The 21,679-nt window shown below is 71.1% G+C and carries 17 protein-coding genes and 1 pseudogene; 9 read left to right on the top strand and 9 right to left on the bottom strand.

The window, feature by feature from the left end:
• Positions 1 to 274 precede the first annotated feature (274 nt).
• Together trxB and trxA are read left to right on the top strand one after the other, a co-directional pair.
• Complete coding sequence (gene trxB, locus IE329_RS16160; RefSeq protein WP_190211555.1) at positions 275 to 1,240, top strand: thioredoxin-disulfide reductase; 966 nt, start codon at positions 275 to 277, stop codon at positions 1,238 to 1,240.
• Positions 1,241 to 1,468: 228 nt separating this feature from the next.
• Complete coding sequence (trxA, locus tag IE329_RS16155; protein ID WP_073929206.1) at positions 1,469 to 1,795, top strand: thioredoxin; 327 nt, start codon at positions 1,469 to 1,471, stop codon at positions 1,793 to 1,795.
• Positions 1,796 to 1,967: 172 nt separating this feature from the next.
• Here trxA and IE329_RS16150 read toward each other — a convergent pair whose 3' ends face one another.
• From IE329_RS16150 to rpmH, 9 genes and pseudogenes are all read right to left on the bottom strand, one after another.
• Positions 1,968 to 2,585 (bottom strand): GNAT family N-acetyltransferase, encoded by a 618-nt coding sequence (locus tag IE329_RS16150; RefSeq protein WP_190211554.1) that lies wholly within the window; start codon positions 2,583 to 2,585, stop codon positions 1,968 to 1,970.
• Between the two features lie 143 nt (positions 2,586 to 2,728).
• Positions 2,729 to 3,853 (bottom strand): ParB/RepB/Spo0J family partition protein, encoded by a 1,125-nt coding sequence (locus tag IE329_RS16145; RefSeq protein WP_190211553.1) that lies wholly within the window; start codon positions 3,851 to 3,853, stop codon positions 2,729 to 2,731.
• Positions 3,850 to 4,845 (bottom strand): annotated as a pseudogene (locus tag IE329_RS16140) (ParA family protein); the annotation flags it as partial. The gene IE329_RS16145 and the pseudogene IE329_RS16140, both read right to left, overlap by 4 nt.
• A gap of 415 nt (positions 4,846 to 5,260) precedes the next feature.
• Positions 5,261 to 6,052, bottom strand: a complete 792-nt coding sequence (gene rsmG / locus IE329_RS16135) for a 16S rRNA (guanine(527)-N(7))-methyltransferase RsmG (RefSeq protein WP_190211551.1) — start codon at positions 6,050 to 6,052, stop codon at positions 5,261 to 5,263.
• Positions 6,053 to 6,214: 162 nt separating this feature from the next.
• Entirely contained in the window at positions 6,215 to 6,748 is a 534-nt protein-coding gene (locus IE329_RS16130) for a Jag family protein (RefSeq protein WP_190211550.1), read from the bottom strand.
• A gap of 67 nt (positions 6,749 to 6,815) precedes the next feature.
• Positions 6,816 to 7,991 (bottom strand): membrane protein insertase YidC, encoded by a 1,176-nt coding sequence (gene yidC / locus IE329_RS16125; RefSeq protein ID WP_190211549.1) that lies wholly within the window; start codon positions 7,989 to 7,991, stop codon positions 6,816 to 6,818.
• Between the two features lie 3 nt (positions 7,992 to 7,994).
• Positions 7,995 to 8,363: a membrane protein insertion efficiency factor YidD gene (yidD, locus tag IE329_RS16120; RefSeq protein WP_190211548.1), complete on the bottom strand. Its 369-nt coding sequence runs from the start codon at positions 8,361 to 8,363 to the stop codon at positions 7,995 to 7,997.
• A complete protein-coding gene (rnpA, locus tag IE329_RS16115) occupies positions 8,360 to 8,788 on the bottom strand; it encodes a ribonuclease P protein component (protein WP_073929214.1) in 429 nt (142 codons plus the stop codon). The genes yidD and rnpA overlap by 4 nt, the downstream gene beginning before the upstream one ends.
• A gap of 18 nt (positions 8,789 to 8,806) precedes the next feature.
• Positions 8,807 to 8,944 (bottom strand): 50S ribosomal protein L34, encoded by a 138-nt coding sequence (gene rpmH, locus IE329_RS16110; RefSeq protein WP_035799375.1) that lies wholly within the window; start codon positions 8,942 to 8,944, stop codon positions 8,807 to 8,809.
• 435 nt (positions 8,945 to 9,379) lie between these two features.
• Here rpmH and dnaA point away from each other — a divergent pair, with 435 nt between their 5' ends.
• The 7 genes from dnaA to gyrA all read left to right on the top strand — a co-directional run bounded on the left by dnaA (position 9,380) and on the right by gyrA (position 21,651).
• Positions 9,380 to 11,368 carry a chromosomal replication initiator protein DnaA gene (gene dnaA, locus IE329_RS16105; RefSeq protein WP_190211547.1) on the top strand — a complete coding sequence of 663 codons (1,989 nt, stop codon included), beginning with the start codon at positions 9,380 to 9,382 and terminating at the stop codon, positions 11,366 to 11,368.
• 1,211 nt (positions 11,369 to 12,579) lie between these two features.
• The gene (gene dnaN, locus IE329_RS16100) at positions 12,580 to 13,710 is read left to right on the top strand and encodes a DNA polymerase III subunit beta (RefSeq protein ID WP_073929216.1); all 1,131 of its coding nucleotides are present in this window, start codon (positions 12,580 to 12,582) and stop codon (positions 13,708 to 13,710) included.
• A gap of 214 nt (positions 13,711 to 13,924) precedes the next feature.
• Positions 13,925 to 14,800, top strand: a complete 876-nt coding sequence (gene gnd, locus IE329_RS16095; protein WP_190211546.1) for a phosphogluconate dehydrogenase (NAD(+)-dependent, decarboxylating) — start codon at positions 13,925 to 13,927, stop codon at positions 14,798 to 14,800.
• Positions 14,801 to 14,907: 107 nt separating this feature from the next.
• Positions 14,908 to 16,041, top strand: coding sequence for a DNA replication/repair protein RecF (gene recF, locus IE329_RS16090; protein WP_190211545.1), 1,134 nt, complete (start codon positions 14,908 to 14,910; stop codon positions 16,039 to 16,041).
• Positions 16,042 to 16,161: 120 nt separating this feature from the next.
• Positions 16,162 to 16,692, top strand: a complete 531-nt coding sequence (locus IE329_RS16085) for a DciA family protein (protein ID WP_190211583.1) — start codon at positions 16,162 to 16,164, stop codon at positions 16,690 to 16,692.
• 268 nt (positions 16,693 to 16,960) lie between these two features.
• Positions 16,961 to 18,985 (top strand): DNA topoisomerase (ATP-hydrolyzing) subunit B, encoded by a 2,025-nt coding sequence (gene gyrB, locus IE329_RS16080; RefSeq protein ID WP_190211544.1) that lies wholly within the window; start codon positions 16,961 to 16,963, stop codon positions 18,983 to 18,985.
• A 56-nt stretch (positions 18,986 to 19,041) separates the two neighbouring features.
• Positions 19,042 to 21,651: a DNA gyrase subunit A gene (gene gyrA / locus IE329_RS16075; protein WP_373311208.1), complete on the top strand. Its 2,610-nt coding sequence runs from the start codon at positions 19,042 to 19,044 to the stop codon at positions 21,649 to 21,651.
• Positions 21,652 to 21,679 lie beyond the last annotated feature (28 nt).

Genomic DNA, 21,679 nt, shown 5'->3' with positions numbered 1-21,679 from the left:
ACCGGCCCGGCAGCCCCGACCGACCCGACCGCCGGCCCGCCGGCCGACCCGCCGCCGCCCTGGGCCTCCGTACGGGACGTCGGACCGGCGCCGGGCCCCGGTCACCCGAGCCGGGCCGCGCAGGCTCCTGACACCCCTCCCGGGGCCCACAGTGCGGGCACCTGGTACGGATTCCGCCGGGAATGCGGGAGACTGGTCAATCGTTGTCCCGGGCGGCGGAGCAGGACCGCCCTCCCCGCACAAGCGCGGGTCGCGATGCGAACCAGGAGATGCAGTGAGCGACGTCCGTAATGTGATCATCATCGGTTCCGGCCCGGCCGGGTACACCTCCGCGCTGTACACCGCCCGAGCCTCGCTCAAGCCGCTGGTCTTCGAAGGCGCCGTCACCGCCGGTGGCGCCCTGATGAACACCACCGAGGTGGAGAACTTCCCCGGTTACCGGGACGGCATCATGGGCCCCGAGCTGATGGACAACATGCGGGCGCAGGCCGAGCGCTTCGGCGCCGAGCTCGTCCCCGACGACATCGTCTCGGTCGACCTCACCGGCGACGTGAAGACCGTCACCGACTCCGAGGGCAACGTGCACCGCGCCCGCGCCGTCATCGTCACCACCGGCTCCCAGCACCGCAAGCTCGGCCTCCCGCGCGAGGACGCGCTCTCCGGCCGGGGTGTCTCCTGGTGCGCCACCTGTGACGGGTTCTTCTTCCGCGACCAGGACATCGCCGTGGTCGGCGGCGGCGACACCGCGCTGGAGGAGGCGACCTTCCTCTCCCGCTTCGCCCGCAGCGTCACCGTGATCCACCGCCGTGACAGCCTGCGCGCCTCCAAGGCGATGCAGGAGCGGGCCTTCGCCGACCCGAAGATCAGCTTCGCCTGGGACAGCGCCGTCGAGGCGATCCACGGCGACCCCAAGCTGACCGGCGTCACCCTGCGCGACACCACCACCGGCGAGCAGCGCGAGCTGGCCGTCACCGGCCTGTTCATCGCAATCGGCCACGACCCGCGCACCGAGCTCTTCACGGGCCAGCTGGACCTGGACGCCGAGGGCTACCTCAAGGTCGAGGCCCCCTCCACCCGGACGAACATCCCCGGCGTCTTCGGTGCCGGCGACGTCGTCGACCACACCTACCGCCAGGCGATCACCGCCGCCGGCACCGGGTGCGCCGCGGCCCTGGACGCCGAGCGCTACCTCGCCGCGCTGGCCGACCTGGAGGCGCAGGCCGCCACCGTCGCGGTCTGACCCCTCCCCACCTGATCCACCGGGTGGGGCCGGCCCGGGGCTGCTCCGTTTCACGTGAAACACGTCCGCGTCGTCCACGCGGAGCAGCCCCGCGAGCAGCGGGCCGCAGCAGCGGGCCGGCCCGTACCGGCTCTGCCCCACCCACCTCCCCGGCCGGGACAGAAACATAACGGCCCCCGCCGTTGTTGTCCTGGCGGCAACACTCGTCCGTGACCCTTAGGAGCTACCGTGGCCGGCGCCACCAACATCGTGACCGACGCGTCCTTCGAGGCCGACGTCCTCAAGAGCGACAAGCCCGTCCTGGTCGATTTCTGGGCCACCTGGTGCGGCCCGTGCCGTCAGATCGCCCCGATCCTGGAAGAGATCGCGGGCGAGCACGGCGACAAGCTGACCATCGCGAAGCTCGACGTCGACGCCAACCAGCAGACGGCCGCCGCCTACAACGTCATCTCGATCCCGACGATGATCGTCTACAAGGACGGCCAGCCGGTGAAGTCCATCACCGGTGCCCGCCCGAAGGCCGCGCTGCTGCGCGAGCTGGCCGAGTTCATCTAGGCTCACCCGGTCCTGAGGCTGAGGCGGGGCTCCCCCTGGGGAGTCCCGCCTCAGCCGTTTCCGCCTCCGTCTGCCGCCGGGTCACCCGGCCGCCTTCGTCCCGCTCCGGCCCGCTCCGACGTCCGCCGGTCCTCCGGGCGGGAGCCCGCCGCTCCGGCGCCCCGGGCCTCGCTCAGAACGGCCGGAGGGCCGGCTCCTTGCGCGCCCCGCCCAGCAGCCGCTCCAGGGCCACCTCCATGTCGCCCTTCCAGGAGAGTGCGGTCCGCGCCTCCAGCCGCAGCCTCGGGTACCGGCGGTGCGGCCGCACCGTCTTGAAGCCGACCGCCAGCAGGTGCTCGGCGGGCAGCACACAACTCGGCCGTTCCGGCCCGAGCGCCCCGAAGGCCTCGATCGCCCGGACCCCCCGCCCGATCAGATCCTTGACCACCGTCTGGACCAGCACCCGGCCCAGCCCCTGCCGCTGGTAGCCGGGCAGCACCCGGCTGACCATCAGCAGCACCGCGTCGGGCGAGACCGGACTGGTCGGGAAGGCCAGCGCGCGCGGCACGTAGGCCGGCGGGGCGTAGGTGACGAACCCGGCCGGTTCGTCGTCCACGTAGACGATCCGGCCGCAGGAACCCCACTCCAGCAGTACGGCGGAGATCCACCCCTCCTTCTCCAGCTCGGGCTTCCCCGCCTCCACCGCCTCCCGGGCGGTGACCGGGTCCAGCTCCCAGAACACGCAGGAGCGGCAGGTGTTCGGCAGATCGCCGAGGTTGTCCAACGTCAGCGGGGCGATCCTGCGTCCCATGCCCCGCACCTCCTCGTCCTCACTTCGAGCATTCCCCCCTCGGAGCTCGCGCCCCACATGCCGATGGGTGCATGTTTCACGTGAAACACGGCTCGGCGGCCGCGGTCCCTGTGAAGCATGCACCCATCGGTTCAGCTCGCTGTTCAGCTCTGCGACAGCCGCAGTCCGTCCTCCCCGGGCGCCAGGCTGTCCAGGATGCGGTTGAGGTCGTCCACCGAGGCGAACTCCAGCACGACCTTGCCCTTGCCGAGCTTGCCACCGCGCTGCGAGACCTCGACCTTGACCCGGGTCTCGAAGCGGTCCGAGAGCCGGCCCGCCAGGTCGTTGAAGGCCGGCGAGAGCAGCTTGCCCGCCTTCGGGCCGTTGGCCCGCTGCGGCTTGTCCTCACTCGCCATCAGCTTGGCGATCTCCTCGGTGGTCCGCACCGAGAGGCCCTCCGCGACGATCCGCTTGGCCAGCGCGTCCTGCTGCTCGCCGTCGGTGACGCTCAGCAGCGCCCGGGCATGGCCCGCGGTCAGCACGCCCGCGGCGACCCGGCGCTGCACGGCGGGGGAGAGGTTGAGCAGCCGCAGGGTGTTGGACACGTGCGAGCGGGAGCGGCCGATCCGGTCGGCCAGCTCGTCGTGGGTGCAGGAGAAGTCGCGCAGCAGCTGGTCGTACGCGGCGCCCTCCTCCAGCGGGTTCAGCTCGGCCCGGTGGAGGTTCTCCAGCAGCCCTTCCAGCAGCAGCTTGTCGTCCTCGGTGGCCCGGACGATCGCCGGGATCTGCTCCAGACCGGCCTCCCGGGAGGCCCGCCAGCGGCGCTCGCCCATGATCAGCTCGTAGCGCTCCTCGCCGACCTGGCGCACCACCACCGGCTGGAGCAGGCCCACCTCCTTGATGGAGGCGACCAGCTCGGCCAGCTTGTCCTCGTCGAACACCTCGCGGGGCTGACGGGGGTTCGGCGTGATCGAGTCCAGCGGCAGCTCCGCGAACCGGGCCCCGTCGACCGGGGCGAGCTGCGTCGCCGCCTCCGGCTCGGCCGCCACCGGCTGCTCGGGCAGCTCCGGCCGCGACTCACGGGTGCTCTCGGCGGCGGCCCTGGCCGCCACCGTGCCCCGTCCGGTCGGCAGCAGCGGCGCCGCCGCGCGGGCCGGTGCGCCCTCGGCGGGCACCTCCCCCGGCGCGGGCTCCGCCGTACGGGGCGATGCCACCGCGCCGGCCGCCACCGGCGTCGTGGCCGGGATCAGTGCCCCGATCCCTCGTCCCAAGCCCCTGCGAACACTCACCGATTGTCCTCCGTCGTGCTGTGCTGAACCATCTGGTGGGCGGCCTGGGCCGCGCCACGCTGCTGCCCCACCGTGCCGGTCGTGGTGGCCACGCCCCGGAGCGCCAGCTCGCGGGCGGCCTCCAGGTACGACAGCGCACCGGTCGAACCCGGATCGTACGTGAGCACCGTCTGCCCGTAGCTCGGCGCCTCCGAGACCCGGACCGAGCGCGGGATGGCGGTCTGCAGCACCTCCTGCTGGAAGTGCGTCCGCACCTCCTCCGCCACCTGGGCCGCGAGCCTCGTCCGGGCGTCGTACATGGTGAGGAGGATGGTGGAGACGTGCAGCGCGGGGTTGAGGTGGGCCCGCACCAGCTCGACGTTGCGCAGCAGCTGGCCGAGGCCCTCCAGCGCGTAGTACTCGCACTGGATCGGGATCAGCACCTCCTGGCCGGCCACCAGCGCGTTGACCGTGAGCAGGCCGAGCGAGGGCGGGCAGTCGATCAGGATGTAGTCGAGCGGCTGCTCGTAGGCGGCGATGGCACGCTGCAGCCTGCCTTCGCGGGCCACCAGCGAGACCAGCTCGATCTCGGCGCCGGCCAGGTCGATGGTGGCGGGGACGCAGAACAGCCCCTCCACGTCGACCACCGGCTGGACCACGTCGGCGAGGGGTTTGCCCTCGACCAGGACGTCGTAGATGGACGGCACCTCGGCGTGGTGGTCGATCCCGAGCGCCGTGGAGGCGTTGCCCTGCGGGTCAAGGTCCACCACGAGGACGCGCAGTCCGTGCATGGCGAGCGAGGCCGCCAGGTTGACGGTGGTGGTGGTCTTCCCCACCCCGCCCTTCTGGTTGGCCACCACGATCACCCGGGTGACGGCCGGCCGGGGGAGGCCCTCGCCGGCCCGCCCGATGGCCTGCACCGCGGCCTGGGCGGCACGTGCGATGGGCGTGTCATCGATCTGGTCGATGGTCTCGGAGTCCTGCATGGGGGTCAGTGTTTCACGTGAAACCGGAGCGGCAACAGTCGCCGCCCAGGTGCGACCAAGCCCACGGCGAAGCCGCAGGTCGAAACTTCCGGAGAGCAGGGAGCGACGTTTCACGTGAAACACCATGCCCGCTTTGTCGGAAATCTGACGCTGCGACACTCCGGCGGTCCGCCGTCACCCTGATGGCCGTCCCCCCGTAACCCGGCGTCGGCACCGGTGGCCGGCGGGGGCTGCCCGGCACCCCCGCATGCACCCCGCGTGCACCCCGCGGCCACTCCGGCGGCCCCCGCGGACCACGGCGGGGGGCTCCCGCCACCCGCGCCACCGCCACCGGTACCGCCGCCGGACAACGCGAACGGGCGGGTGGTCCGAGGACCACCCGCCCGTTCGGCGACTCCTGTGCACCGGCTCCCGCGCGACCGCGCCGGGGCCGTCCGGCGGATCAGCGCCGCCGGCGCCCCGCCCCGCGGCCGCGCTCGGCGCCCTTGCCGGTCGCGGCCCGTCCGGCCCGGGCCGCCTTGGCCCGCCGGGTGGCGGCCTTGACCCCGCCGGGGCTCTCCCCCGCCTTGACCTGGATCACCCGGGTCGAGGTCTCCAGCGTGCCCTCGCCCACCGAGATCACCGAGGACTCGACCGCTCCGAGCTTCGCCAGCCCGGCCCGGTGCTCGGCCAGCTCCTGCTCGGCGGTGTCACCCTTCAGGGCGAGCATCTGCCCGTGCGGACGCAGCAGCGGCATGCCCCAGCCGGCCAGCCGGTCCAGCGGCGCCACCGCCCGGGCGGTGACCACGTCGACCGCGAGCTTGCCGATCATCTCCTCGGCGCGGCCGCGCAGCACGGTGACGTTCTCCAGGCCGAGCTCGCGGACCACCTCCTCCAGGAAGGTGGTCCGGCGCAGCAGCGGCTCCAGCAGGGTGACCGAGACGTCCGGGCGGGCCAGCGCGACCGGGATGCCGGGCAGTCCGGCGCCGGAGCCGACGTCGCAGAGCGAGGACCCGGTGGGCAGCAGCTCCGCCAGGACGGCGCAGTTCAGCACGTGGCGGTCCCAGAGCCTCGGCACCTCGCGCGGGCCGATCAGGCCGCGCTGGACCCCCGCCGTGGCCAGCAGCTCGGTGTAGCGGACCGCGGACTCGAACCGGTCCCCGAAGATCGCCCGTGCCGCGGCCGGAGCCTGGCCCGGGCCCTCCACGCTCTCGGCGGCCGCCTCGCCGCCGGGAGCCCCACTCTCCGTGTCCATCTCAGCCTCTCCGCTCACCGAATCCACCGACCGCACTCCAGCACCGTTTCACGTGAAACATCTCCCGCCAAACGGTGCGCTCCGCAAAGGGACGACGACCCCGCCCGCACACGGCGGACGGGGTCGACACTCATCGTGGCCGCGGCCGCGATGTCACCGGCTTCAGCCCGGCAGCACGACCACGAAACGCTGCGGCTCCTCGCCCTCGGACTCACTGCGGAGCCCGGCGGCGGCGACGGCGTCGTGCACGACCTTGCGCTCGAACGGCGTCATCGGCCGCAGCTTGACCTGCTCGCCCGTGCTCTTGACCTGCTCGGCCGCCTGCGCGCCCAGCGCCGCCAGCTCGGACCGCTTGCGGGCCCGGAATCCGGCGATGTCCAGCATGAGGCGGCTGCGCTCGCCGGTCTCCCGGTGGACGGCCAACCGGGTCAGCTCCTGCAGCGCCTCCAGCACCTCGCCGTCCTGGCCGACCAGGCGCTGCAGCGCACGGTCGTTGCCCTCGCCGACGATGGAGACCAGGGCGCGGTCGCCCTCGACGTCCATGTCGATGTCACCGTCGAGGTCGGCGATGTCCAGCAGACCTTCCAGGTAGTCGGCCGCGATCTCGCCCTCCTGCTCCAGGCGCGCGATGAGGCTGTCGTCGGCGCTGCCCTCGGCCTCGGCTTCGACAGCGGAGGTGGTGGTGCCTTCCGTCACTGATGGACTCCTTCGGAAGTGGGGCCCGGATTGGCGGGCCGGGAACGAAGATCGGGCGGAGGTCCGGTCAGGACTTCTTCCTCGGCCGCTGGCCACCCTGCTGTCCGCCACGCTTCGGCTGCTGGCGGGTGCCCTGCTTGGCACCGGCCTGCTTGCCGACGACCTGCTTGGCGGCGGCCTGCTTGGCCGGGGTCTTGACGGCCGTCCCGGTCTCGGCCGGCACGGCCTCCTCGGGCGCGGCGTCCTGCGGCTGGTCGTCCTTGGTCAGCGCGACCGGCTGGGCGGCGCCGTGCTGGCGCTGGGCCTTGGTCAGCTTGCGGGGCTGCTGCCGGCGCACCTGCACCGACTCCTCGACGACCGCGGCGGCGGACGCCTGCTTGCCGGCCGTGGGGGGGATCAGGCCGAAGAGCTTGCCCTTGATGACGGAGCCGTCCGGGTTGATCCGGCCGGCCTTCTTCAGCCGCGCCTGACGCTCGTCCCAGGCCTGGCTGCCCGGCGTCGGGTTGTTGCGGATGACGATCAGCTGCTGGCCCATCGACCACACGTTGGTGGTCAGCCAGTAGACGAGGACACCGACGGGGAAGTTGATGCCCATCACGGCGAACATGATCGGGAAGACGTACATCAGCATCTTCTGCTGCTGCATGAACGGCGTCTTGACCGTGAGGTCCATGTTCTTGGTCATCAGCTGGCGCTGGGTGATGAACTGCGACGCCGACATCAGGATGATCATCACCGCGGTGACGATCTTGACGCTGACCTCGTTGCTGCTCAGGAAGGTGGCCGAGAGCGGGGCGCCGAAGATGTGCGCCTTGCCGGCGCTGACCAGCAGCGCACCGTCGATGACGCCGATCGGCTTGTTCTTGGCCACCGAGGCCAGCACGCCGTAGAGGGCGGTGAAGAACGGCGCCTGCACGAGGATGGGAAGGCAGCTGGAGAACGGGTTGGTACCCGCCTCCTTGTACAGCTTCATCATCTCTTCGGACTGGCGCTGCTTGTCGTTCTTGTAGCGCTCCTGGATGGCCTTCATCTTCGGCTGGATCGCCTGCATGGCCCGGGTCGCCTTGATCTGCTTCACGAAGAGCGGGATCAGGCAGATCCGGATGACGATCACCATCGAGGCGATGGCCAGGCCCCAGGCCCAGCCGCCGTCCGGGTCGAAGACGTGGCTGTACAACGAATGGAACTGGACGATGATCCAGGACACCATGGTGTACAGCGGATTGAGGAAGGAGAACGTCACCGGTCAGGCTCCTTGGACATTGGGATCGGCCACCGGGCCGATGGTCGCCGGGCCCTCGGGCTCCGGACCGGCGGAGGGCGCGGTCACCGGTGCTCCGGTGTCGGCCCTGCCACGGGAGGTCAACAGGTCACGCAGCCGGTGGTGCCACACCGGGTGCTTGCGTGCCGGCACGTGGTCCACCCCACCGGGCGTCCACGGGTTGCAGCGCAGGATTCGCCAGGCGGTCAGACCGCTGCCCTTGATCGCACCGTGCACCCGCACGGCCTCGTAGCCGTAGTGGGAGCACGACGGGTAGTAGCGGCAGACCGGACCGAGCAGCGGGCTGATGGTCCACTGGTAGACCCGGATCAGACCCATCAGCAGGTACTTCATCGCCCTGCTCCCGTCGGCACGGTGGCGGTCGGCTCCGCCCGGAGCAGCCGCTTCAGGGCCGCGTCCAGGTCGTGCTCAAGATCGTGGTACGAGGCGGACCCTGCCGGGGGCAGCGCGCGCACCACTATCAGGCTACCGGCGGGCAGCCTGGACAGACGATCACGGACCAGGTGACGCAGGCGACGCTTCACCAGGTTGCGCACGACCGCGGAACCCACGGCCTTGCTCACGACGAAACCCGCACGCGCCGAAGGAGTCCCCTCGGCGACGTGCGGGCGGAAGTCGCTGGTCCGGTCGGCCTGCCCCCCGGGGTCACCGTCTCTGCTGAGATGGACGACCAGAAGGGGCCGGCCGGCCCGTCGACCGCGTTTCACCGCGGTCGCGAAGTCCTGGCGCCGCCGCAGCCGGTTCTCGGAGGGCAGCACAACAGACTCTGGCGCGGATCAGGCGGAGATGTTGGTACGGCCCTTGGCGCGGCGGGTCGCCAGGATGGCGCGGCCGGCGCGCGTACGCATACGCAGCCGGAAGCCGTGGGTCTTCGCGCGACGACGGTTGTTCGGCTGGAAGGTGCGCTTGCTCACTCGGGGGCTCCTGAGGTGAATCGTAGGATGACGGGGGGTCGCTTGGCCGTCACCGTGCGTCCGCGTGATCTCCCCTTGGGATAGGAAATCCGGCCCGTCCTCCCAGGTCTGCTGGGGTTCTGGACAATCCACGGCGCCCGTGCTGCGCGCCTTATGTGAAGCGGGTGGACCCGCGGACATGCGGCAGCGGCCATCGACAACTCGACCTGGTTACGGTACGCGGACGCGGGTCCGAGGGTCAAACCGGGTGATGACACGCCCACGGGCCAAGGGTCCCCGTCGCCCACAGCCTGTGGACAACGACTTGAATCAGGTCTGCCCGCTGACTACCGTTGCAGGACTTGTCTGGTTTGTTCTTCGATCCTTCTCCGATCCACAGTCTCTAGATCCATCAACCCCTGCTGGAGCCGCGGGGAACCGAGAAAGCGTGCACCAGTGGCTGAAGTCAACAGCGATCTCGTCCCGGTCTGGGCGAGGGTCGTCGAGCGGCTGGTCAACGACCCGGATGTCGGTGACAAGGACAAGCAGTGGGTGCGCCGCACCCAGCCGATGTGGATGATGCACGACACCGCTCTGCTGGCGGCGCCGAACGAGTTCGCCAAGCAGGTGCTGGAGGGCCGGCTGCTTCCGCAGCTCAGCGACGCGCTGAGCCGCGAGTTCGGCCGCCCGGTCCGGATCGCCGTGATGGTGGACGCCAACGCCGTCCCCCCGGCCGCCGCACCGGCCCCGCAGGCACCCGCCGAACCGCAGCAGCGGCAGGCCCCCGAGGACGGCCAGGGCCGCCAGGGCGAGTGGTCCGGCCAGCCCGACCAGCCCGCCCGGCCGCCGTACCGCGAGGAGCCGGACTACCGCTCCCCCCGGCCCGAGGCCTACCCGCCGGCCGGCGAGGAGTACGGGCGCCCCTACGACCGCTCCTACGACCAGGGCTACGAGCGCGGCCGCTACGACACCGCCGGGTACGAGCAGCGGCCCGCGCCGTACGGCGGCGCCCCGCAGTCCTGGCCGGCGGCCGAGAACCAGGGCCCGGCCTGGGACCAGCAGGGCGGCTACCAGGAGCAGGAGCAGCCGCCGCGGCAGGGCTACCGCGAGCAGCCGGAGCACCAGGGCCCGCCGGTCGCCGGGCAGGGCGACCTCTTCGGCGGCGCGTACGGCCCGGCGCCCGGCGACGCCCGGCCGGGCGGACGGCGGCCCGTCGGCCGTCCGCAGCAGGACGCCTCCGACAACGGCTCGCTGCCGGCCGACCCGCGGCCGCGCGCGGTGCCCGCCGTCCGCCCGCAGCCGGAGCCCCCGGAGCGCTCGGCCCGCCCCGGCCTGCCGGACCGCAGCCCGAGCCCCGGGGTGCCCGCACCGCCCGGCGCCCCCCCGGCCGGCGGCTCCCGCAAGGACGAGCCGGCCGCGCGGCTGAACCCCAAGTACCTCTTCGACACCTTCGTCATCGGCGCCAGCAACCGCTTCGCGCACGCCGCCGCGGTGGCGGTGGCCGAGGCGCCCGCCAAGGCGTACAACCCGCTGTTCATCTACGGGGAGTCCGGGCTCGGCAAGACCCACCTGCTGCACGCCATCGGGCACTACTCGCGCAGCCTCTTCCCGGGGACCCGGGTGCGGTACGTGAGCTCCGAGGAGTTCACCAACGAGTTCATCAACTCGATCCGGGACGGCAAGGCGGACGCGTTCCGCAAGCGCTACCGGGACATGGACATCCTGCTGGTCGACGACGTGCAGTTCCTGGCGAGCAAGGAGTCCACGCAGGAGGAGTTCTTCCACACCTTCAACACCCTGCACAACGCCAACAAGCAGATCGTGCTCTCCTCCGACCGGCCGCCCAAGCAGCTGATCACGCTGGAGGACCGGCTCCGCAACCGCTTCGAGTGGGGGCTCATCACCGACGTCACCCCGCCCGAGCTGGAGACCCGGATCGCGATCCTGCGCAAGAAGGCGATCCAGGAGCAACTGAACGCCCCCGCCGACGTGCTGGAGTTCATCGCGTCCCGGATCACCCGCAACATCCGGGAGCTGGAGGGCGCGCTGATCCGGGTCACCGCGTTCGCCAACCTCAACCGGGCGCCGGTGGACCTGGAGTTGGCGGGCATCGTCCTCAAGGACCTGATCCCCGGCGGGGACGAGGACGCCGGCCCGGAGATCACCGCGCAGGTCATCATGCAGCAGACGGCCGCGTACTTCGGCCTGGGCGTCGACGACCTCTGCGGATCCTCGCGCAGCCGCGTCCTGGTGACGGCGCGTCAGATCGCGATGTACCTCTGTCGCGAGCTGACCGACCTCTCGCTGCCGAAGATCGGCGCCCAGTTCGGCGGCCGGGACCACACCACGGTGATGCACGCGGACCGCAAGATCCGCTCGCTGATGGCCGAGCGGCGCTCCATCTACAACCAGGTCACCGAGCTGACCAACCGCATCAAGAGCTGACCGCGCCACGGCGGTTGAGACATCCACGGGGGTGTCGGGGCAGGGTCCCGGCGCCCCTTCGGCATGTCCGGGGGCATTCCCGGGGCCTTCCTGGCACCCTCCCGGCCCCTTCCCTGGCGCGGGGTGCGGGGGAGGGCCGCGGAGGGGGATCGCGGGTACGGGGTGCGCGGCACGGGGCCGGACGGGCCGTTGGGCGCCCAGCACCGCCGTGCCCCGTACCGCCGTGCCCAGCAACGCCGTTGACCGCCGGCGGCCCGCCGCCGGTGCGCCGCCGGCCAGGTCGCCCGCCGGCCCCGCGACGACGAGGCACGGAACCCCCGGCCGACCGGATCGGCGGACCCCGGGTGTGTACGGGCCCGAATTCCGGGGCAGGATGCCCGCGACGGACGGATCGCCAGGCGGGCCGCCCCGCCGAACATCTGACCAGGTATTCGAACGGACCGGCCCCCGAGGGCCGTTGTCCACAGGAACGGGTGACTTTTCCCCGTCCACAGCCTGGGGAGCCGGAAGTTATCCAGAATTCCTCCACAGGGGCTACGCCGCTACGCTCTTCAGCGCAGGTCAGGTGCCTGTGGACTTGTGCACAACAGTTATCCACAGCCTGTGGACATCTGCCGGGCCGTCAGTAGGCCGTCCGGGTTGTCCACCGCTCGTCCCCAGGCTGCGGCCGGTTATCCCCAGGTTCTCCACAGCGGCGTCCACAGTTCGACAACATTGCCCGGCCGTTCATGCGCCGGTGTGAAAGGCGTCACGTAATGTTGACCGGGCCCCGTGGATAACCGGTGCATGATCTGGGGACAGGCCTGGGGATAACCTGTGGATACAGAGCGTGCCCTGTGGGTAACGCTCCGCCATCCACAGCGGGCCCTGGTTATCCACCGGCGGCGTCCACAGGCTCTGTGGACAAAAAAGGTGGCCTGACCTGCAAAAACAGGGTTATCCACGGTATCCACAGGCCCTACTACTACCACTACACCTATAGACCCCTGGAACTCGGTTAACAGGGGGTGGGCCGAAATCTGTGGACAACCGTCGCCCGACACCTGTTCGGGTTGCTTCCGCCCGTCTGCCCCGTCTGTCGGTGGAGTACGTCAGACTGTCCTTCGGCAACCGGATGCGGAGTGGCAGCGCTCGGCGGGCAGGTGCCGGCAGTCGATCAAGAACGAACCAGAGACGTGCGAGCGAGAGCTCGATCCAGGAGGCGGTTACCGGTGAAGTTCCGGGTGGAGCGTGACGTTCTCGCGGAGGCGGTGGCCTGGGCTGCTCGCAGCCTCCCGGCGCGGCCGCCGGTGCCGGTGCTGGCCGGCCTGCTGCTGACGGCGCAGGAGGGCAGCCTGGCGCTGTCCGGGTTCGACTACGAGGTCTCGGCCCGGGTCGAGCTCGAAGCGGACGTGGAGGAGGCCGGCACCGTGCTGGTCTCCGGCCGGCTGCTGAACGACATCTCGCGCAACCTTCCCAACAGGCCTGTGGAGATCTCCACCGACGGCCAGCGGGTCAGCGTGGTCTGCGGCAGCTCGCGGTTCACCCTGCCGACCCTGCCGGTGGACGAGTACCCGGCGCTGCCGCAGATGCCCACCGCCACCGGCACCGTCCCGGGCGACGTGTTCGCCTCGGCGGTCAGCCAGGCCGCGGTCGCGGCCGGCCGCGACGACACCCTGCCGGTGCTCACCGGTGTGCGGGTCGAGATCGAGGGCGACCGGATCACCCTGGCCGCCACCGACCGGTACCGCTTCGCGGTCCGCGAGCTGATGTGGAAGCCCGAGCAGGCCGACATCTCCGCGGTGGCACTGGTGCCCGCCAAGACCCTCCAGGACATCGCCAAGTCCCTGGGCAGCGGTGACACCGTCTCGATCGCGCTGGCCTCGGGCGGCGCGGGCGAGGGCCTGATCGGCTTCGAGGGCGCCGGCCGCCGGACCACCACCCGCCTGCTGGAGGGTGAGTTCCCGAAGTTCCGCAGCCTCTTCCCGACCGAGTTCAACGCCGTCGCGGCGATCCAGACCCAGCCCTTCCTGGAGGCGCTCAAGCGCGTCTCGCTGGTCGCCGAGCGCAACACCCCGGTCCGGCTCAACTTCGAGCAGGGCGTGCTGACGCTGGAGGCCGGTTCGGGCGACGACGCCCAGGCCACCGAGCGGATCGACGCGGACCTCGAAGGCGACGACATCTCGATCGCGTTCAACCCGGGCTACCTGGAGGAGGGCCTCAAGGCCATCGACTCCGCGTACGCCCAGCTCAGCTTCACCACCTCGACCAAGCCGGCGCTGCTCAGCGGCAAGCCCGCGGTGGACGCCGAGGCGGACGAGGCCTACCAGTACCTGATCATGCCGGTCCGCCTCTCCGGCTGATCCGGCCCCGGCCCCGGCCGGACGACACCCTCAGCTGTACCCACAGGCTGTGCACAACCTGTGGACGGCCTCCGCCGGTCAGGACGACCGGCGGAGGCCGCACCCGTTGTGTCGGCGGTTCGCCGGCCAGGGGCGCGCGCCTCCCCGGCGTAGGCTCAGGCAGTGCGGCAACGGCGCCGCCGTCATGCACGTCACCACAGGTAAGGACTTGGTCATGGAGCTCGGCCTCATCGGTCTCGGCAAGATGGGCGGCAACATGCGCGAGCGGATCCGCCGCGCCGGCCACACCGTCATCGGCTACGACCGCAACCCCGACGTCTCCGACGTCGACAGCCTGCAGGAGCTGGTCACCAAGCTCCAGGGCCCCCGCGTGGTGTGGGTGATGGTCCCGGCAGGCGCCGCCACCCAGGCGACCGTCGACGAGCTCGCCGACCTGCTCTCCCCCGGTGACGTGGTCGTCGACGGCGGGAACTCCCGCTGGACGGACGACATCAAGCACGCCGAGTCGCTGGCCGCCAAGGGCATCGGCTTCGTCGACTGCGGCGTCTCCGGCGGTGTCTGGGGCCTGGAGAACGGCTACGCCCTGATGTACGGCGGCGACGCCGAGCACGTGGCCAAGGCCCAGCCGGTCTTCGACGCGCTCAAGCCCGAGGGCGAGTTCGGCGCGGTGCACGCGGGCGCGGTCGGCGCCGGCCACTTCGCGAAGATGGTCCACAACGGCATCGAGTACGCGATGATGCAGGCCTTCGCCGAGGGCTGGGAGCTGCTGGAGGCCGCCCCCGAGGTCACCGACGTGCGCGAGGTCTTCCGCAGCTGGCAGGAGGGCACGGTCATCCGCTCCTGGCTGCTCGACCTGGCCGTCCGCGCGCTGGACGACGACGAGCACCTGGCGAAGCTCAAGGGCTGGGCCGCCGACTCCGGCGAGGGCCGTTGGACGGTCGAGGCCGCCATCGACCACGCGGTGCCGCTGCCGGCCATCACGGCCTCGCTGTTCGCCCGCTTCGCCTCCCGGCAGGACGACTCCCCGCAGATGAAGATGATCGCCGCGCTGCGCAACCAGTTCGGCGGCCACGCGGTCGAGAACAAGTAGTCCACAGGCTGTGGACCGCGCGGCCCCCGGTCGCGCGGTCCACCCGCCGGTACGTCCGTCAGCAGGCAGTTCCCAGCAGGACCAGAAGGCGAGCGCAGTCCACAGCCATGCACGTAGCGCACCTGTCGCTCGCCGACTTCCGCTCCTACGCCCGCGCCGAGGTCCCCCTCGACCCGGGCGTGACGGCGTTCGTCGGGCCCAACGGCCAGGGCAAGACCAACCTGGTGGAGGCCATCGGCTACATCGCCACCCTGGGCAGTCACCGGGTGGCGACCGACGCCCCGCTGATCCGGCTCGGCGCCGAGCGGGCCGTGGTCCGTACCTCGATCGTCGCCGGCACCCGCAGCACCCTGGTCGAACTGGAGATCACCCCGGGCAAGGCCAACCGGGCCCGGATCAACCGCTCGGACAACGTCCGCCCGCGCGACGTGCTCGGCCTGCTGCGCACCGTGCTGTTCGCCCCCGAGGACCTCGCCCTGGTCAAGGGCGACCCGGGCGAGCGGCGGCGCTTCCTGGACGAACTGCTCACCGCCCGGGCCCCCCGGCTGGCCGGCGTGCGCCAGGACTACGAGCGGGTGCTCAAGCAGCGCAACGCCCTGCTGAAGACCGCCGCGATGGCCCGCCGGGCCGGTGGCGGCAAGGGCGCCGACCTCTCCACCCTGGAGATCTGGGACGGCCATCTGGCCCGCGCCGGAGCCGAGTTGACGGCCTTCCGGCTGCAACTGGTGAGCGCCCTGCAGCCGCTGGTGCGGCAGGCGTACGAGCAGCTGGCCCCCGGCGGCGGGGAGACCGTGCTGGAGTACCGCAGCTCCTTCGAGGGCGAGCTGCCGGCCAGCCGCGAGCAGGCCGAGGAGCAGCTGCTGGGGGCGATGCTGGCGGCCCGCAAGCAGGAGATCGAGCGCGGCATGACCCTGGTGGGGCCGCACCGCGACGAGCTGGTGCTGCGGCTGGGCCCGTTGCCCGCCAAGGGCTACGCGAGCCACGGCGAGTCCTGGTCGTACGCGCTGGCGCTGCGGCTGGCCTCCTACGAACTGCTGCGGGCGGACGGCGGCGAGCCGGTGCTGATCCTGGACGACGTGTTCGCGGAGCTGGACGCCCGGCGCCGGGACCGGCTGGCGGAGCTGGTCGCGGGCGGCGAACAGGTGCTGGTGACGGCGGCGGTGGCGGACGACGTCCCGAAGGCGCTGGCCGGCGTCAGGTACGCGGTGGCCGACGGAGAGGTCGTCCGGCTGGACCCGTGACGGCGCCCGTCGCCGGGGACGCCGGACCGCGGGCCGCGGGCGTCCTGTGTTCGGCGTCATGGCCCGGTTGTCCCCCGTACCTCGTAAGCTGGACGGCCTGTCCACAGCCTGGGGAAGGAGATCGTCGTGAGTGATCCGGCGCAGCTGTCCCCCGAGCCCTCGGGCGTGGACCTGGCGCGGGTGGCCCTGCGGGCCGCCAAGGAGCAGGCCCGCAAGCGCGGGGAGCAGGTCCGGGAGAAGCGCGAGGCCAAACGGCACGGCCTGCGCAGCGGCGCCCGGGCGGACGGGCGCGACCCGGTGCCGCTGGGGGCGGCGCTGAACCGGCTGATCACCGAGCGCGGCTGGGAGGCGCCGGCGGCGGTGGGCGGGGTGATGGGGCGCTGGCCGCAGATCGTCGGGCCGGACATCTCGGCGCACTGTGAGCCGAAGCACTTCGAGGAGGCGACGGCCGTCCTGACGGTGCAGTGCGACTCCACCGCGTGGGCGACCCAGCTCCGTCTGCTGGCGCGTCAGTTGGTGGCCCGGCTGAACCACGAACTGGGGCACGGCACGGTGAAGGTGATCAAGGTCCTGGGCCCGGCGGCGCCGGTCAGGGGCTACGGGCGGCTGCGCGCGCCCGGGAGCAAGGGGCCCGGCGACACCTGGGGGTGAGGGCCGCCGGCCGGGCGGTCCGCGGGTCTCGCGGACGGCGAAGCTCCGGAACCGCTGGCGGCCCTTTTGAGCGCTCTGGGGCCCCGGGGCGAGTATCGGGACATGTCCAGAGGGGATTTCGGGCGGCATATCTGCCCTCAGGGGCTGCCAAACGCCCATCTCTGTCAGTCGTACCGGTAGACTGAAAGCCAAACACTGTTGCTTGTAGCAACCGAGTCGAACCGCCGTGGTCGCACGCCCTCCCGTCCAGTGGGAGGGGATGCGGCCCGTGCTGTGCCAGAGAGGGCGCTTCGTGGCCGATTCCGGCAACCCCAGCCAGACCCAAGAACCGATCGACCCGGCGACCGGAAAGGCCTACGACGCCGACGCCATCCAGGTGTTGGAGGGCCTCGACGCCGTCCGCAAGCGCCCCGGCATGTACATCGGCTCCACGGGCGAGCGCGGCCTGCACCACCTGGTGTACGAGGTCGTGGACAACTCCGTCGACGAGGCGCTGGCCGGGCACGCCGACACCATCGACGTCACGATCCTGGCCGACGGCGCGGTGCGCGTGGTCGACAACGGCCGCGGCATCCCGGTGGGCATGGTCGCGAGCCAGGGGAAGCCGGCCGTCGAGGTCGTGCTGACGGTCCTGCACGCGGGCGGCAAGTTCGGCGGCGGCGGCTACGCGGTCTCCGGCGGCCTGCACGGCGTCGGCGTCTCGGTCGTGAACGCCCTGTCCACCCGGCTCGCGGTGGAGATCCACACCGACGGCTCGCGCTGGACGCAGGAGTACAAGCTCGGCGACCCGGTCGCCCCGCTGGCCCAGCACGAGGCGACCGACCGGACCGGCACCAGCGTCACCTTCTGGGCCGACCCGGACATCTTCGAGACCACCGTCTACTCCTTCGAGACGCTGTCGCGCCGCTTCCAGGAGATGGCCTTCCTCAACAAGGGCCTGACCATCGCGCTGACGGACGAGCGCGCGGAGCACGCGGAGGAGGACGGCACGCCGCTCTCCGTCACGTACAAGTACGACGGCGGCATCGCCGACTTCGTCACGCACCTCAACTCCCGCAAGGGCGAGGTGATCCATCCCTCCGTGATCGACTTCGAGCAGGAGGACAAGGACAAGTCGATCTCGGTGGAGATCGCGATGCAGTGGAACACCTCGTACACCGAGGGCGTCTACAGCTTCGCCAACACCATCCACACCCACGGCGGCGGCACCCACGAGGAGGGTTTCCGCGCGGCGCTGACCGGCCTGGTCAACCGCTACGCGCGGGACAAGAAGCTGCTCCGGGAGAAGGACGACAACCTCTCCGGCGAGGACATCCGCGAGGGCCTGACCGCGATCATCTCGGTCAAGCTCGGCGAGCCGCAGTTCGAGGGCCAGACCAAGGACAAGCTCGGCAACACCGAGGCGAAGACCTTCGTCCAGAAGGTGGTGCACGAGCAGCTGAACGACTGGCTGGACCGGCACCCGGTCGAGGCCGGCGACATCATCCGCAAGTCGATCCAGGCCGCCACCGCGCGGGTGGCCGCCCGCAAGGCGCGCGACCTGACCCGCCGCAAGGGGCTGCTGGAGAGCGCCTCGCTGCCGGGCAAGCTGAGCGACTGCCAGTCCAAGGACCCGGCCGAGTGCGAGATCTTCATCGTCGAGGGTGACTCCGCCGGCGGCTCGGCCAAGCAGGGCCGCGACCCGCGCACCCAGGCGATCCTCCCGATCCGCGGCAAGATCCTCAACGTCGAGAAGGCGCGGATCGACAAGGTGCTGCAGAACACCGAGGTCCAGGCGCTGATCTCGGCCTTCGGCTGCGGCATCCAGGAGGACTACGACGAGTCCAAGCTCCGCTATCACAAGATCGTCCTGATGGCGGACGCCGACGTCGACGGGCAGCACATCCGCACCCTGCTGCTGACCCTGCTGTTCCGCTTCATGCGCCCGCTGGTCGAGGCCGGCTACGTCTACCTGGCGATGCCGCCGCTGTACAAGATCAAGTGGGGCCGGGACGACTTCGACTACGTCTACTCGGACCGCGAGAAGGACTCGGTGATCGCCGCCGGCACCGCGGCCGGCCGCCGCCTGCCCAAGGACGACGCCATCCAGCGCTTCAAGGGTCTCGGCGAGATGAACGCCGAGGAGCTCCGGATCACCACGATGGACCAGGCGCACCGCCTGCTCCAGCAGATCACCCTGGAGGACGCGGCCCGTGCCGACGACCTGTTCTCCGTCCTGATGGGCGAGGACGTCGAGGCCCGCCGCTCCTTCATCCAGCGCAACGCCAAGGACGTCCGCTTCCTGGACGTCTGACGGGGGCCGCCCCCGCCAGTACCGTCCAGTCACGCGTGAAAGGAAACTGACCACCAGTGGTCGACGACAACCGTCCCGACGGCGAGCAGCCGGACAGCACCACCGCCACCGACACCTTCGTGAGCCGGGTCGAGCCGATCGAGCTCGAAACGGAGATGCAGCGGTCCTACCTCGACTACGCGATGAGCGTGATCGTGAGCCGCGCGCTGCCCGAGGTCCGCGACGGCCTCAAGCCGGTGCACCGCCGCGTCCTGTACGCGATGTACGACGGCGGGTACCGGCCCGAGAAGGGCTACTACAAGTGCGCCCGCGTCGTCGGCGACGTGATGGGCAACTACCACCCGCACGGCGACACCTCGATCTACGACACCGTGGTGCGCCTCGCGCAGCCGTGGTCGCTGCGGATGCCGCTGGTCGACGGCAACGGCAACTTCGGCTCCCCGGGCAACGACCCGGCGGCGGCCATGCGCTACACCGAGTGCAAGATGATGCCGCTGGCCATGGAGATGATGCGCGACATCGACGAGGAGACCGTCGACTTCGCCGCCAACTACGACGGCCGCTCGCAGGAGCCCACCGTCCTGCCGGCCCGCATCCCCAACCTGCTGATCAACGGTGCCACCGGCATCGCGGTCGGCATGGCCACCAACATCCCGCCGCACAACCTCCGCGAGGTCGCCTCCGGCGCGCTCTGGGCGCTGGAGCACCCCGAGGCCTCCAACGAGGAGCTGCTGGAGGCCCTGATCGAGCGGATCAAGGCCCCGGACTTCCCGACCGGCGCCCTGATCGTGGGCCGCCGCGGCATCGAGGACGCCTACCGCACCGGCCGCGGCTCGATCACCATGCGCGCGGTGGTCGAGGTCGAGGAGATCCAGGGCCGCCAGTGCCTGGTGATCACCGAGCTGCCGTACCAGGTCAACCCGGACAACCTCGCGCTGAAGATCGCCGACCTGGTGAAGGACGGCAAGGTCGCCGGCATCGCCGACGTCCGCGACGAGTCGTCCTCCCGGACCGGCCAGCGCCTGGTGGTCGTGCTCAAGCGCGACGCCGTCGCCAAGGTCGTGCTGAACAACCTGTACAAGCACACCGACCTGCAGACCAACTTCGGCGCCAACATGCTGGCCCTGGTCGACGGCGTGCCGCGCACGCTCTCGCTCGACGCCTTCATCCGGCACTGGGTCACCCACCAGGTCGAGGTCATCGTCCGGCGCACCACCTTCCGGCTGCGCAAGGCCGAGGAGCGGGCGCACATCCTGCGCGCGCTGCTCAAGGCGCTCGACCTGATCGACGAGGTCATCGCGCTGATCCGGGCCTCGGACAGCGCCGACGCCGCCCGCACCGGCCTGATGGGGCTGCTCTCGATCGACGAGCTGCAGGCCAACGCGATCCTGGAGATGCAGCTGCGCCGGCTGGCCGCCCTGGAGCGCCGCCGGATCATGGAGGAGCACGACGAGCTCCAGCGCAAGATCGACGAGTACAACGCGATCCTCGCCTCGCCGTCCCGCCAGCGCGAGATCATCTCCGAGGAGCTGACCGCGATCGTCGAGAAGTACGGCGACGAGCGGCGCTCCACGCTGATCCCCTTCGACGGCGACATGTCCGTCGAGGACCTGATCGCGGAGGAGGACATCGTCGTCACGATCACCCGTGGCGGCTACGTCAAGCGCACCCGCAGCGACCTCTACCGCTCGCAGAAGCGCGGCGGCAAGGGCGTGCGCGGCGCGCAGCTGAAGCAGGACGACCTCGTCGACCACTTCTTCGTGACGACCACGCACAACTGGATCCTCTTCTTCACCAACAAGGGGCGGGTCTACCGCGCCAAGGGCTACGAGCTGCCGGACGCCGGCCGTGACGCCCGCGGCCAGCACGTGGCGAACCTGCTGGCCTTCCAGCCGGACGAGCACATCACCCAGGTGATGGCGGTGCGCACCTACGAGGACAAGCCGTACCTGGTGCTGGCCACCCGGGCCGGGCTGGTCAAGAAGACCCCGCTCAAGGACTACGACTCGCCGCGCTCCGGCGGTCTGATCGCGATCAACCTGCGGACCGACGAGAGCGGCCGGGACGACGAGCTGATCGGCGCCGAGCTGGTGTCCGCCGAGGACGACCTGCTGCTGGTGTCGCGCAAGGCCCAGTCGATCCGGTTCACCGCCACCGACGAGGCGCTGCGCCCGATGAGCCGGGCCACCTCCGGGGTGAAGGGCATGTCGTTCCGCGAGGACGACGAGCTGCTCTCGATGAACGTCGTCCGGGAGGGCACCTACGTCTTCACCGCGACCGACGGCGGCTATGCCAAGCGGACCGGTGTGGACGAGTACCGTGTCCAGGGGCGCGGCGGCTACGGCACCAAGGCGGCCAAGATCGTCGAGGGTCGCGGGTCGCTGGTCGGCGCGCTGGTGGTCGACTCGACGGACGAAATCATGGCGATCACCCTCTCGGGTGGTGTAATCCGCACAAGGGTTTCGGGAGTTCGTGAAACCGGACGTGACACGATGGGCGTCCAACTGATCAACCTCGGAAAGCGCGACGCGGTGGTGGGCATGGCCCGCAACGCGGAGGCGGAGGACGAGGAGGCGGTGGAGGACGAGGCCGGCGTGGCCGAGTCGGACACCACCGAACGTGCTGAGGGCACGGTGACGGCGGGCGGCGAGGAAGCCCAGGCCTGACCCTGCCACGGGGCCCGTACCCCCGCGC

The sequence above is a fragment of the Kitasatospora indigofera genome (genome assembly GCF_014655955.1).
Taxonomy (GTDB): Bacteria; Actinomycetota; Actinomycetes; order Streptomycetales; family Streptomycetaceae; genus Kitasatospora; species Kitasatospora indigofera.
This window is presented reverse-complemented; position numbering and strand designations above follow the sequence as displayed.